The organism is Ancylobacter dichloromethanicus (assembly GCF_018390645.1).
Taxonomy (GTDB): domain Bacteria; phylum Pseudomonadota; class Alphaproteobacteria; order Rhizobiales; family Xanthobacteraceae; genus Ancylobacter; species Ancylobacter dichloromethanicus.
The window spans coordinates 70,534-82,731 of the sequence record NZ_JAHBGC010000038.1 but is presented as its reverse complement, the minus strand read 5'-3'; the positions used below and the strand labels follow the sequence as shown (position 1 = coordinate 82,731).

Genomic DNA, 12,198 nt, shown 5'->3' with positions numbered 1-12,198 from the left:
GCCCTCGCGCCGGGATGTTCCGCCCCGCCCTTCATGCCCGTCAGGCGATGATGTCGGGGCAGATCTGGTCTTCGATATAGCCGATGCGGTCCCGCAGCTGCAGCTTGCGCTTCTTCAGCCGCGCGAGCTGAAGCTGGTCGCTGCCGGGCATGTCCTGCAATGCATGGATCGCGATGTCGAGATCGCGATGCTCCTGCCGCAAGCGCTCCAGAAGGTCCTGGAACTCGCGTTCCTCATCCGCCGTCATCTGTGTCAAACGCCCGACCCGAAACCCGACTCAGCCCTCGCCCCCGCGGGACTTCGGCCCAAGTATCGCCGCCCTCGACGCCAGCCGCAACAGCGGCGCGGCAGCGCCCGCCCACGCTGCGGCGCAGCATAGCCGGCCATCGACAGCGCCGGCCTCTCGTGACAGACTAATGACGTTCACTTCGGAAGACAGGAGAAGCTGTCCATGACGATGCAGTCGCATGTTGCCGAGCTGGAACGACGCCATCAGGCATTGGAAAAGCAATTGCGGGAGGAGGCCATCCGTCCCGCGACCGACGATACCCGGATTGCCGATCTGAAGCGGCGCAAACTGATCCTCAAGGACGAGATCGCCCGACTGAAGGGCGCGACGCTGCACTAGCCGCGTCGGCCTTGCCGGCCCTTCCCCCTCTTGAACGCAACTCCGGCCGCCGGCACCCCGCCGGCGGTTCGCGTTTGGGGCCCGGACAGACAGGCGCGAGCCGGCACGCGCTCTACGAAGGGCGTACGCACTTCAGCGTTCTTGCCACGGCGGCGGAGAAGGCGGAATCCTCCAGGCAACAAGAAGGATGAGCGAACAAGAACGATCCTCTGGGAGACGCCCGCCATGACCGACGCCGCCAGCCGCTACCGCGCGCTTCACGCCCGCTCCATCCACGACCCCGAAGGCTTCTGGCGCGAGGCCGCCGGCGCCATCGACTGGTTCGGCGAAGGCGAACGGGTCTTCGACCCCTCGCGCGGCGTCTATGGCCGCTGGTTTCCGGGCTGGACCACCAATGTCTGCCACAATGCGGTGGACCGGCATGTCGCCGACGGGCGCGGCGCGCAGCCGGCGATCTTCTACGACAGCCCGGTGGCCGGCGCGAGGCGCACCGTCACCTATGCCGAGCTGCAGGACGAGGTGAGCCTGCTCGCCGGCGTGCTGCGCGATTTCGGCGTCGGCAAGGGCGACCGCGTCGTCATCTATATGCCGATGATCCCCGAGGCGGTGTTCGCCATGCTCGCCTGCGCCCGCATCGGGGCGGTGCATTCCGTCGTGTTCGGCGGTTTCGCCGCCGCCGAACTCGCCGGCCGGATCGAGGACGCCCAGCCCAAGGTGGTGCTCTCCGCCTCCTGCGGCATCGAGCCGTCGCGCGTCGTCCAATACAAGCCGCTGCTCGATCTCGCCCTCACCATGGCCAGGCATCGGCCCGACGCCTGCCTCATCTTCCAGCGTCCGCAAGCCGAGGCCAACCTCGTGGCCGACCGCGACCATGACTGGGCGGCCCGGCGCGAGGCGGCGCGCGCCGCCGGCACCCGGGCGGCCTGCGTGCCGGTGGAGGCCACGGACCCGCTCTACATCCTCTACACCTCCGGCACGACCGGGAAGCCCAAGGGCGTGGTGCGCGACAGCGGCGGCTACATGGTGGCGCTGCGCTGGTCGATGGAGGGGCTCTATGACGTACGGCCGGGCGAGGTCTACTGGTCGGCCTCCGACATCGGCTGGGTGGTCGGCCATTCCTACATCATCTACGCGCCCCTGCTCACCGGCTGCACAACGGTGCTCTACGAGGGCAAGCCGGTCGGCACGCCGGACGCCGGCGCCTTCTGGCGGGTGATCGAGGAGTACAAGGTAGCGGCGCTGTTCACCGCGCCCACCGCCCTGCGCGCGATCAAGAAGGAGGACCCGGAGGGGCGGCTGATGCAGCGCTACGACCGCGCCAGCCTGCGCACCCTTTTTCTCGCCGGCGAGCGCGCCGACCCCGACACGGTGGAATGGGCGAAGGCGCGGCTCGGCGTGCCGGTGGTCGACCACTGGTGGCAGACCGAGACCGGCTGGGCCATCGCCGGCAACCCGGTGGGGCTCGGCGCCCTGCCGATCCGCGTCGGCTCCACCGGCGTGCCGATGCCCGGCTATCAGGTCGACATCCTCGACGAGGGCGGGCACAAGCTGCCCCCCGACCGCATGGGCTCCATTGCCATCAGGCTGCCGCTGCCGCCGGGCTGCCTGCCCACGCTGTGGCGGCAGGACGAGCGGTTCCGCGAGAGCTACCTCATCGATTTCCCCGGCTATTACAAAACCGCGGATGCCGGCTTCGCCGACGCCGCTGGCCAGCTCTTCATCATGGGTCGCACCGACGACATCATCAATGTCGCCGGCCACCGGCTCTCGACCGGCGGCATGGAGGAAGTGCTCGCCGCCCATGCGGATGTCGCGGAATGCGCGGTGGTCGGCATCCATGACGCGGTGAAGGGCGAGGTGCCCTGCGGCTTCGTGGTGCTGAAGGCGGGCGTCGGGCGCTCGCCGGCCGACATCGAGGCGGAGATCGTGGCGCTGGTGCGCGCGCGCATCGGACCGGTGGCGGCGTTCCGCCTCGCCATCACCGTCAACCGCCTGCCCAAGACGCGTTCCGGCAAGATTCTGCGCGGCACCATGAAGAAGATCGCCGATGCCGAGCCGTGGACCATGCCGGCTACCATCGACGACCCGGCTGCGCTCGACGAGATCGCCACCGCGCTCACCGCGCGGGGGCTGGCCCGGGACCCCGCAGCGTAACCCCCTCATACAGAAAAAGCCCGGGGCGCGGTGCGCTCCGGGCTTTCGCGTTCAGGCGCGGCGTCGCCGCGAAAAGAGGATCACTCCTCGTCTTCGGCCTCGCTCTTGCGCGAGCCGCCCAGCTTGGCGAACACCGTCTCCAGGTTGATCGGTTCCTCGCGCGGCTTGCCGGCCGGCACGAAGGGTTCCGGCGCCTCGCCCGTCGACACGTCGACCGGCAGCAGGGTGGCCTCGTTCTCGCCCGGCACGGCCGTCGTCGCGGGACGGTCCTTGGAGGAGCGCTGCACCTCGATATCGAGGTCGATCTGCGAACACAGGCCGAGCGTCACCGGGTCCATCGGCGTCAGGTTCGGCGCGTTCCAGTGGGTGCGCTCCCGGATCGATTCGATGGTCGTCTTGGTGGTGCCGACCAGCCGCATGATCTGGCTGTCTTTCAGCTCGGGATGGTTGCGCAGCAGCCAGAGAATGGCGTTGGGGCGGTCCTGGCGCTTGGAGACCGGGGTGTAGCGCGGCCCGCGCCGGCGCTTCGGCTCGGGCAGGCGCACCTTCGATTCCAGCAGCTTCAGCCGGTGATTGGGGTTGTTCTCGGCACGCTCGATTTCCTCGCGGGCGAGCTGCCCCGTGGTCATCGGGTCGCTGCCCTTGATGCCCTGCGCGACCTCGCCATCAGCGATGCCCTTCACTTCGAGCACATGCAGCTTACAGAAATCCGCGATCTGCTCGAAGGTCAGGGCGGTATTCTCGACCAGCCACACGGCGGTGGCCTTCGGCATGAGGGGGGCGTTCGCCATGGGACGCAGCTCCATCCAGTGATGCGCCGGCAGGCGGTGGAAACCGAGCCGGCGCGCAGATTTCAGGTCTTCGGCCGCGCAAACTTCTCCCCGCGCCCCACCACCCGGAAGGGGCGGAGCCTCGGACCGTCTCGCGATGACCGGGATACGTCGAATATAAGCCTGTGCGCGCCGTCCTGCAAATCCTAAGACGAAAGGACAGTGTGGCCCCGGGCCGAAGCCGCTGATAGCGTCCGCCTCCCGAAACGAGGAGAAAGCGATGAAGCCTGTTCGACTTCTGGCGACAGCCCTGCTGATCGGATTCACCGCCGGCGCCGGCCAAAGCCTCGCCCAAGAGAGTTCGGCGCAGGAAGCCCCGGCCCGGCAGAGCCCGGCGCCGGAAATGCCCGGCACCGACGATGTGACACGCATCACCGGCGGCACCTATGCCGTGGACCCGGACCACACCCAGATCGTCTGGACCGTCGACCACATGGGCATCACCCCGCTCGCCGGCATGTTCGGCGCCTCGACCGGCACGCTGGTTCTCGATCCGGCCAGCCCCGACGAGGCCACGCTCGAACTCACCATCCCGATCTCCGGCCTGCGGGTGACCTCGGAGGGCTTCGCCGCCCATCTGGCGAGCCCCGAACTGCTCGACACCGCGAAATTTCCCACCGCGACCTTCAAATCCACCCAGGTATCGGTCGAGGACACCGACGCCACCGTCGAGGGCGAACTGACGCTGCACGGCGTCACCCGGCCGGTCACGCTGGACGTCAGCTTCTTCGGCGCCGGCATCAACCCGATGACCAAGGCGGAGAATATCGGCTTCACCGCGACCGCCGACATCAAGCGCAGCGATTTCGGGCTGGGCCTCGGCGTGCCCGTCATCTCCGACGAGGTTGCGCTCGACATTGTCGGCGCCTTCATCAAGCAGCCCTGATCCGGCCACGCTTGACAGCGCGGGCCTCGGCACCCATGACGGTGGCGAGGCCCTGCTGGACCCTGCGATGACCGCCGAACAAGCCGCCCAGAAACCTGCCCTCCGCGTCCTTCTCTGCGCCCCGCGCGGGTTCTGCGCCGGCGTGGTGCGCGCCATCGACGCGGTGGAGCGGGCGCTGGTCATGTATGGCCCGCCGGTCTATGTGCGGCACGAGATCGTGCACAACAAATATGTGGTGGAAGGGCTGAAGGCGAAGGGCGCCGTCTTCGTCGAGGAACTCCACGAGGTGCCCGCCGGCACCACCGCCCCGGTGATCTTCTCCGCCCATGGCGTCGCCCGCGCGGTGCCGGAAGACGCCGCGCGGCGCAACTTCTTCGCCATCGACGCCACCTGCCCGCTGGTGACCAAGGTCCACCGCGAGGCCACCGTGCACCACAAGCGCGGCCGTGAGGTCGTGCTCATCGGCCATGCCGGCCACCCCGAGGTCATCGGCACCATGGGCCAGCTCCCCGAGGGCGCCGTCTCGCTGGTGGAAACCGCCGAGCAGGCGCGGCTCTTCCAGCCCCGCGACCCGGGGAACCTTGCCTACACAACGCAGACCACGCTCTCGATCGACGACACCGCCGAGATCGTCGCCATCCTCAAGCGGCGTTTCCCCGCCATGGTGGCGCCGCACAAGGAAGACATCTGCTACGCCACCACCAACCGGCAGGAGGCGGTCAAGCGCGTCGCACCCGAGGTGGACGCGATGATCGTGGTCGGCGCGCCGAACTCCTCCAATTCCCAGCGCCTGCGCGAAGCCGCCGAGCGCGAAGGCTGCGCGCGCGCCGTGCTGGTGCAGCGGGCCGGCGAGATCGACTGGAACGTGTTCGGCGCCCTGTCCTCGCTCGGCGTCAGCGCCGGCGCCTCGGCCCCCGAGATCCTGGTCGAGGAGATACTCGACGCCTTCGCCGCGCGCTACACGCTCCATGTGGAGACGGTGCACACCGCCCATGAGGACGTGTTCTTCCCGCTGCCGCGGCAGCTCCGCTCCGACGCCGCCGAATAGGCCCGCCCCCGCCCCATGGCCGTTTACACCGACGTTTCCCCCGAAGAACTCGACACGTTCCTCGCCGCCTACGATCTCGGCCGGCTGCGCGCCTTCAAGGGCATCGCCGAAGGGGTCGAGAACTCGAACTACCTGTTGCAGACCGAGGCCGGCAGCTTCATCCTCACCCTCTACGAGAAACGGGTGAACCCGGCCGATCTGCCGTTCTTCGTCGGGCTGATGCAGCATCTGGCGACCCGCGGCATCGACTGCCCGCAGCCGGTGAAAAACCGCGACGGCGTCGCGCTCGGCACGCTGGCCGGGCGGCCGGCGCTCATCGCCACCTTCCTGGTCGGCATGTCGGTGCGCCGCCCCAGCGCCGCCAACTGCGCCGCGCTCGGCGCCGCGCTGGCGGGCCTGCACAAGGCCGGGGCCGACTTCACCGCGCTCCACCGCGCCAACGCGCTCTCCGTCGCCGGCTGGCGCCCGCTCTACGCGCAGGCGCGCGCGGGCGCCGACACCGTCGCGCCGGGCCTTTCCGCCCTCATCGCCGACGAGTTGTCGGTGCTGGAGGCGCGCTGGCCCACCGGGCTGCCGGCCGGCATCATCCATGCCGACCTGTTCCCCGACAACGTGTTCTTCACCGATGGGCGGCTGTCGGGGCTGATCGACTTCTACTTCGCCTGCAACGACCTCTTCGCCTATGACGTCGCCATCTGCCTCAACGCCTGGTGCTTCGAGCCGGACGGCGCCTACAACCAGACCAAGGGCCGCGCCCTTCTCGCCGGCTATCAGGCCGAGCGGCCGCTGGAGGCGGAGGAGATCGCGGCGCTGCCGCTGCTGGCGCGCGGCGCGGCGCTGCGTTTCCTGCTCACCCGGCTGGTCGACTGGCTGAACGTGCCGCCCGGCGCGCTGGTGCGCCCGCACGACCCGCTGGAATATCTGCGCAAGCTGCGCTTCCACCGCTCGGTGGCGAGCCCGCGCGACTACGGCATCCTCGAAGGGGCCACACCGTGAAGACAGCTCCCGGAACCGCCCGCGTCTTCGCCGACGACGCCACCCCGGAAGCGCCGAAGGGCATCGTCGCCATCTGGACCGACGGCGCCTGCTCCGGCAATCCCGGCCCCGGCGGCTGGGGTGCGATCCTGCGCTATGCCGGTTCGGCGAAGGAGCTTTCCGGCGGCGAGAGCCCCACCACCAATAACCGCATGGAGCTGATGGCGGCGATCTCCGCACTGGAGGCGCTGAAGCGCCCCTGCACGGTTGATCTGCACACCGACAGCGAATACATGCGCAACGGCATCACCAAATGGATCGCCGGGTGGAAGCGCAACGGCTGGCGCACCGCCGACAGGAAGCCGGTGAAGAATGTCGACCTGTGGGAGCGGCTGGAAGCGGCCATCGCCCGCCACGACATTCGCTGGCACTGGGTCAAGGGCCATGCCGGCGACGAGATGAACGAGCGTGCCGATGAGCTCGCCCGCGCCGGCATGGCGCCCTACAAGGCGGGGCGCGGCGGGCTCTGAACCGGATGGCGGAGCAAGTCATGGCGAACGCGACTGAAACGCCGGCAGGCGGCGCGGCAATAGGCGCGCCCGCTGTCATCCTGCGGGCCGAAGGGCTGGCCGTGTTCGGCGTGGGGGTCATCGCCTACAGCGCGCTGGGCGCGAGTTGGTGGCTGTTCGGCGCGCTGATTCTGGCGCCGGACCTCTCCATGGCGGGCTATCTCGCCGGGCCGCGATGGGGTGCCCTCCTCTACAACGCCGTGCACAGCTATGTCGGTCCCGCCATGCTCGGCGCCGCCGCCTATGCGCTCGGCTCGTCTCTGGCCGGGGCGCTCGCCCTCATCTGGGCGACGCATATCGGCCTCGACCGCGCCCTCGGCTACGGCCTGAAATATACCGCCGGATTCGCCTTCACCCATCTCGGCCGCATCGGCCGAAGCTGAGGAAGAGCGGGCCGGGAGCGGCCGCGCGGATTGACAAAGCCCCCTCCGCTCCGCTATCAGCCGGGCCTCAATTTCTGCTGGCGGATCGGGACGCGGCCATGGGCGCCGTCTCATACGCAGGCGTTTCGATCCGAAGGTTAGTGTCATGAAGATCCGCAACTCGCTCAAGTCGCTGCTCGGCCGTCACCGCGACAACCGTCTGGTGCGCCGCAAGGGCCGCGTCTACATCATCAACAAGACCCAGAAGCGCTTCAAGGCCCGCCAGGGCTGAGCAAGGCCCGCTGAGCCTTCCCCAGGGCGGCCGCGTTCACGATTTCGCGGCCATCCGACCGGCAATATTGATCAAGGGCGCCGTGGCTCCTAACATGGGGACATGCGCGCCCTTTTCGCTGTCCTGATCGTCGCCGCCGCGCCGCTCGGCGCCATGGCCCAGACCGCCACCCCGCCCGCCGCGGTGGAGCGGCCTGAGGCTGCGCCATCGGCCGAGGCCGCCCCACCTGCTGCCGCCGGCCCCGAGGCCGCGAAATCCGCCGAGCCCGACCGCGCCAAGCGGCTGGACGCCCTGTTCGCCGCGCTGAAGGCGGCGCCCGACTCCGAATCCGCCAAGGCCATCGCCGCCCGCATCGACGTCGCGCTCACGCCATCGGGCAGCGACACCGCCGACCTGTTGATGGCCCGCGCCTCGCAGGCGACGCAGGCCAAGGAGTTCGACCTCGCGGTCGATCTGCTCGACGGGCTGCTGCGGATCGAGCCGGACTATCTGGAGGCGTGGAACAAGCGCGCCACCGTCTTCTTCCTGCGGCAGGACTTTTCCAACGCCTTGACCGACCTGCGGCAGGTGGTCGCCCGCGAGCCGCGCCATTACGGCGCCTGGGCCGGCATCGCCATCATCTGCAAGGAGATCGGCGACGAAAAGCGCGCGCTGGAAGCCGCCCGCCACGCCCTCGCCCTCTATCCCCATCTCGACGAGATCGAGGACATGGAGGAGGAACTGTCGATCAAGGTCGAGGGCCGGCCGATCTGAGAGCGGCCGTTCGCAAGGTCGAGGGCCGGCCGATCTGAGAGCGGCCGCTCTCGCCCGCCGCCGCTCAGGCCCGCTCGTAATCCACGAAGCTGAAGGCGAACTCGTCCTTTTCGCCCTTGATCGGCCCCTCGCGGCCGACCTCGCGCCAGGCCTCGCGGGCGAAGGCGGGAAAACGCACGTCGCCCTCCGGCTGGCCATGCACCTCGGTGAGGCGCAGCCGCGCGGCGTGCGGCAAGGCCTGCGCATAGACCTGCGCCCCGCCGATCACCGCCATCTCGTCGACGCCGAGCCTTTCGGCTTCCTGCGTCCCGCGCTCCAGCGCCGCGCCGAGCGAGGACACCACCAGCACGCCCTCCGGCGGCCGGAAGCCGGTGTCGCGGGTGATGACGAGGCTGGTGCGCCCCGGCAGCGGCTTGCCGATCGACTCGAAAGTCCGCCGCCCCATCAGGATCGGCTTGCCCCAGGTGATCGCCCGGAACCGCTTGAGATCGCCGGAAATGTGCCAGGGCAGCGCGTCGCCGCGCCCGATCACGCCGTTCTCGGCCACGGCGGCGACGAGGGTGAGCACCGTCACGCCGCCCTCCCGCGCAGCAGCGCCAGCGCCGTGTCCGCCGCCGCGAGGCCGGTCTGGTGCGCCCCGTGGGCGGTGGAATAGGCGTGCGGAGAGGCCGCCTCGCCGGCGAACAATATCCGCTCGCCCACCGGCTCGGTGAGCGTCCGCGTCAGCCGCGCGCGCACATGGGCAAGGCCCGGCAGCGCGCAGCTATAACCGCCGCCGATCAGCGGGTCGGCCACCCAGCCGGTGGTGGCGACGCCGGCGATGTGCCTTTCGATGTCCGCGCCGAAGGCGTCCTTCAGCGCCGCGAGGGCGAAATCGCGCATCGCCGCCGGCCCCGCCTGCACCAGCCGCGCCGCGTTGTCGCCGCCGAGCTGGCCGATCGCCATCGGCGCGCCGAACGGGTTGAGCACGAAATTGACCGGCTTGCGGGCGGGGTCGCGCCGGTCGAGCGTGTCGATATAGCTGGTCGGCTCGACGCCGAACACGTCACGGTCGAACAGGAAGGCCACCTTCTCCGCCGCCCCCAGCGGCAGCGCCTCGAACGCCTCGGCGAGATCGGGCGGCAGCAGCGGCGCGAAGGCGAGGCCGCCGCGCGCGATCACCGGGGTCGGCACCGCGACAATGGCGAGCCGCGCCCTCAGCGTGCCGCGCGCGGTGGCGAGCGAAACGCCCTGCCCAGACCAGTCGATGGTGGAGACCGGGCATCCGGTCACAACGGCCAGTTCCGGCGCCGCGCGGGCGGCAACCGCCTGCACCAGCGCGCCATAGCCCTTCTCGACCGGGTAGTTCTCGCCCGTATCGGCATAGGCGGCGTAGTCGAGCGTGGAGAGCCGTTCCGGCTCGGCCGCCGAGAGCAGGGTCAGCCAGTGCCGCGCAAGCCTTGTCCATGGCGTGGGGGTCCCGAGCACCTCGCTCGCGGCGATGTCGCGCCCCTCCTCGCCCGCCTTGTGGATCGCCGCGTAGCCCTCCTGGATCGCGCGCCAGATCGCCTCGCATTCGGCCTCGTCGGCCCAGCGGTCGCCGAGATGGGTGGCGCGCGCCTTGCGGTTGCCGCGCGCGAGATAGGCGAGGCCGAGTTCGTCCGCCGCCGCCCGCAGCGGGTTGACCGACGCCGAGTGCAGCCAGTGGCAGCCGCGATCCCAGGCGACGCCGAAGGTCGCGGTGTCGGTGAAGGCCCGCCCGCCGCGGCGCCCGGCCGCCTCCAGCACGACGACATCGACCCCGGCCCGCGTCAGCCGGGCACCCGCGGCAAGGCCGGCCGCGCCGGCACCGATGACGATCACCTCATGCTGTGCGGCCACGGTCACTTCCGGTTTCAGAGGGGATTGGGGCGAGGGGCGACGGCGTTGCGGCGACGAGGCGCGGTGATTCGACGTCCGGCGGCCGCGCTATTTCTTGCGAAACGCATCGAGCCGCACGACCTGCGCGCCGCCGGGACCGTCATCCTTCGGTTCGCCCTCGTCCGTCACCTTCTTCGGCCCGGCCTTCGCCCCCGCCGGCTTTGTTTCCGCCGGTTTGGCGTCTGAAGGTTTGGCGTCGCCCGATCTGGCCCCCGCAGAGCCGTCGCCATCCTGAGGCTTGCCATCCTGAGGCTTGCCGTCCGCCGGCTTCGGCGACGCTTTGGCGGCCGGCACGGCGACGGGGCCGGTGGGCCGCGCCGCCGCCGGCCTGCTGGCCCCGTCGGTCCGCGACGTGGCGGGCTTTTCCGGCGCGCCCCGGGGCGTCACCTCGGCCAGCCGCGAGGGCCCGCGGGTGGAGGGAACCGAGGTCGGCCGGCCCTCGCCGAACGGCGTCGGCGGCGCGATATCGGGATCGGTGATGCTGTCGGCGGCCTCGTCCCCGTCCTCCGCCTCGTCGAGCGGCTCGAACTGCAGCCCGAACTTGACGGACGGATCGAAGAAGCCCTTCAGCGCCTCGAACGGCACGTGCAGCCGCTCGGGAATGCCGTTGAACGACAGCCCGACCTCGAAGAACTGCTCGGTGACGATCAGGTCCCAGAACTGGTGCTGGAGCACGATCGTCATCTCCTCCGGGTAGCGCTCCTTCAGGCGCGGCGAAATCCGCACGCCGGGCGCGCAGGTATCGAAGGCGAGATAGAGATGGTGCTCCCCGGGCAGCCCGTCGCGGGCGACATCGGTAAGGACGCGGCCAACGACGCCGCGCAACGCATCCTGCACCAGCAGGTCATATCGGATCAGATCGACGCTCATGCCGGCAATGAACCCGATTTCAGCCCTGACTGCCAGTAGGACGAGAGAATGAAGTGCAGGCTTCTGTTGCCAGGTGCCTGCGAACCCCGCCTCACGGTGCTACCCGCTTGGACTTATTTTCCGTAGATCAAACCGCTCACGCGGCCTGAGCAACCGGAGCATAGTTGTCGTTGGCAACTATATGTTTGGTCCGATGACGGCGGTACCATGCCGGGCGAAAGAAGACCCTTTACGCTCTCGTCGATCCTGTTTCGCCCCCGCCGGAAACCACCGTTCTCGATGGGCTCGGGTGGAGGCGCCGGGTACTGCCCCCGGGTCCGAAGAGTTTATTCCGATGTCCGTTTATCGCCATAGCCGGCTTGCGTCGGCAAAACGAATATAGGGGTTCGCCCGCCCGGTTGGAAGGGGGCATGCGCGATGCCCCCAGCCCGATCGCCGATCCCCGGCGCCCTCACGCTTCGGTCTGGTCGCCATATTGCAGATGCTCGATCGGCCGGTTGCCGCCCACCGTGCCGAACAGCTTCTGCTCCAGTTCGGCGATCGAGGCCCGCAGCGCCCCCAGCACCAGCTCCCGCACCATGTCGTAGTCGAGCCGCACGTCGGAATGCGCGCTGCGCAGCGCCTGCCCTCCGCGCAGCACCAGCGCCGGCGCGGTGTGCGAATGCTCGACGGTGAAATCGAGCGGATGCGTCGTGTCCTTCTCCAGCAGGTTCAGATGCATGCGCAGGCGATGCAGCTCGGTGTTGAGCGCGTCTGTGCTTCGGGTCATGTGTTCCTCCCTCGACCTTCGTCTCTGGCCGCCCGGGAACAAGTCGGGCCCGGCGGGAATGTTCCCCGTTACCGCCGCCTCCTGGGTCGTTCTCCCCACGTGGGCAATGAACTGTCGATAGCGTGCGGGCGGCCAATGCGCCGCCGCCACGGCATGCTATATA

General features: G+C 69.6%; 15 protein-coding genes and 1 other RNA gene. 9 read left to right on the top strand and 7 right to left on the bottom strand.

Annotation, left to right across the window (positions count from 1 at the left end; all coding sequences use genetic code 11):
* Window positions 1–40: 40 nt before the first annotated feature.
* Window positions 41–247 carry a YdcH family protein gene (locus KHC23_RS16690; RefSeq protein ID WP_213373878.1) on the bottom strand — a complete coding sequence of 69 codons (207 nt, stop codon included), beginning with the start codon at window positions 245–247 and terminating at the stop codon, window positions 41–43.
* A 204-nt stretch (window positions 248–451) separates the two neighbouring features.
* Between KHC23_RS16690 and KHC23_RS16685 the strand changes: the two genes are divergently transcribed.
* Complete coding sequence (locus KHC23_RS16685) at window positions 452–628, top strand: YdcH family protein (protein ID WP_213373876.1); 177 nt, start codon at window positions 452–454, stop codon at window positions 626–628.
* Between the two features lie 225 nt (window positions 629–853).
* Complete coding sequence (locus KHC23_RS16680) at window positions 854–2,782, top strand: propionyl-CoA synthetase (protein ID WP_213373874.1); 1,929 nt, start codon at window positions 854–856, stop codon at window positions 2,780–2,782.
* Between the two features lie 80 nt (window positions 2,783–2,862).
* Here KHC23_RS16680 and KHC23_RS16675 read toward each other — a convergent pair whose 3' ends face one another.
* Entirely contained in the window at window positions 2,863–3,573 is a 711-nt protein-coding gene (locus KHC23_RS16675) for a DUF1013 domain-containing protein (protein ID WP_213373872.1), read from the bottom strand.
* 259 nt (window positions 3,574–3,832) lie between these two features.
* On the opposite strand from KHC23_RS16675, the gene KHC23_RS16670 reads away from it, so the two are divergent.
* From KHC23_RS16670 to KHC23_RS16640, 7 genes are all read left to right on the top strand, one after another.
* Entirely contained in the window at window positions 3,833–4,498 is a 666-nt protein-coding gene (locus KHC23_RS16670; RefSeq protein WP_213373870.1) for a YceI family protein, read from the top strand.
* A 67-nt stretch (window positions 4,499–4,565) separates the two neighbouring features.
* A complete protein-coding gene (ispH, locus tag KHC23_RS16665) occupies window positions 4,566–5,546 on the top strand; it encodes a 4-hydroxy-3-methylbut-2-enyl diphosphate reductase (RefSeq protein ID WP_213373868.1) in 981 nt (326 codons plus the stop codon).
* A gap of 15 nt (window positions 5,547–5,561) precedes the next feature.
* On the top strand, window positions 5,562–6,542 hold the full coding sequence (locus KHC23_RS16660; RefSeq protein ID WP_213373865.1) for a homoserine kinase: 981 nt from the start codon (window positions 5,562–5,564) through the stop codon (window positions 6,540–6,542).
* Window positions 6,539–7,051 carry a ribonuclease HI gene (rnhA, locus tag KHC23_RS16655; RefSeq protein WP_213373864.1) on the top strand — a complete coding sequence of 171 codons (513 nt, stop codon included), beginning with the start codon at window positions 6,539–6,541 and terminating at the stop codon, window positions 7,049–7,051. The genes KHC23_RS16660 and rnhA overlap by 4 nt, the downstream gene beginning before the upstream one ends.
* 20 nt (window positions 7,052–7,071) lie before the next feature.
* Window positions 7,072–7,473: a DUF4260 domain-containing protein gene (locus KHC23_RS16650; RefSeq protein ID WP_213373862.1), complete on the top strand. Its 402-nt coding sequence runs from the start codon at window positions 7,072–7,074 to the stop codon at window positions 7,471–7,473.
* A gap of 145 nt (window positions 7,474–7,618) precedes the next feature.
* Window positions 7,619–7,744, top strand: a complete 126-nt coding sequence (gene ykgO / locus KHC23_RS16645) for a type B 50S ribosomal protein L36 (RefSeq protein ID WP_013167868.1) — start codon at window positions 7,619–7,621, stop codon at window positions 7,742–7,744.
* Between the two features lie 102 nt (window positions 7,745–7,846).
* Window positions 7,847–8,497 carry a tetratricopeptide repeat protein gene (locus tag KHC23_RS16640; protein ID WP_213373860.1) on the top strand — a complete coding sequence of 217 codons (651 nt, stop codon included), beginning with the start codon at window positions 7,847–7,849 and terminating at the stop codon, window positions 8,495–8,497.
* A gap of 64 nt (window positions 8,498–8,561) precedes the next feature.
* Here the strand turns inward: KHC23_RS16640 and KHC23_RS16635 are convergent, their stop codons facing one another.
* The 5 genes from KHC23_RS16635 to KHC23_RS16615 all read right to left on the bottom strand — a co-directional run bounded on the left by KHC23_RS16635 (window position 8,562) and on the right by KHC23_RS16615 (window position 12,035).
* Complete coding sequence (locus KHC23_RS16635) at window positions 8,562–9,071, bottom strand: dihydrofolate reductase (protein WP_213373859.1); 510 nt, start codon at window positions 9,069–9,071, stop codon at window positions 8,562–8,564.
* The gene (locus KHC23_RS16630) at window positions 9,068–10,357 is read right to left on the bottom strand and encodes a flavin monoamine oxidase family protein (RefSeq protein WP_271188581.1); all 1,290 of its coding nucleotides are present in this window, start codon (window positions 10,355–10,357) and stop codon (window positions 9,068–9,070) included. Before KHC23_RS16630 ends, KHC23_RS16635 begins: the two co-directional genes overlap by 4 nt.
* Before the next feature lie 87 nt (window positions 10,358–10,444).
* A complete protein-coding gene (locus KHC23_RS24905; RefSeq protein ID WP_213373857.1) occupies window positions 10,445–11,266 on the bottom strand; it encodes an SspB family protein in 822 nt (273 codons plus the stop codon).
* 52 nt (window positions 11,267–11,318) lie between these two features.
* Window positions 11,319–11,674: a transfer-messenger RNA gene (gene ssrA / locus KHC23_RS16620) on the bottom strand.
* 43 nt (window positions 11,675–11,717) lie between these two features.
* Window positions 11,718–12,035 carry a hypothetical protein gene (locus tag KHC23_RS16615; protein WP_213373856.1) on the bottom strand — a complete coding sequence of 106 codons (318 nt, stop codon included), beginning with the start codon at window positions 12,033–12,035 and terminating at the stop codon, window positions 11,718–11,720.
* Window positions 12,036–12,198: the final 163 nt, after the last annotated feature.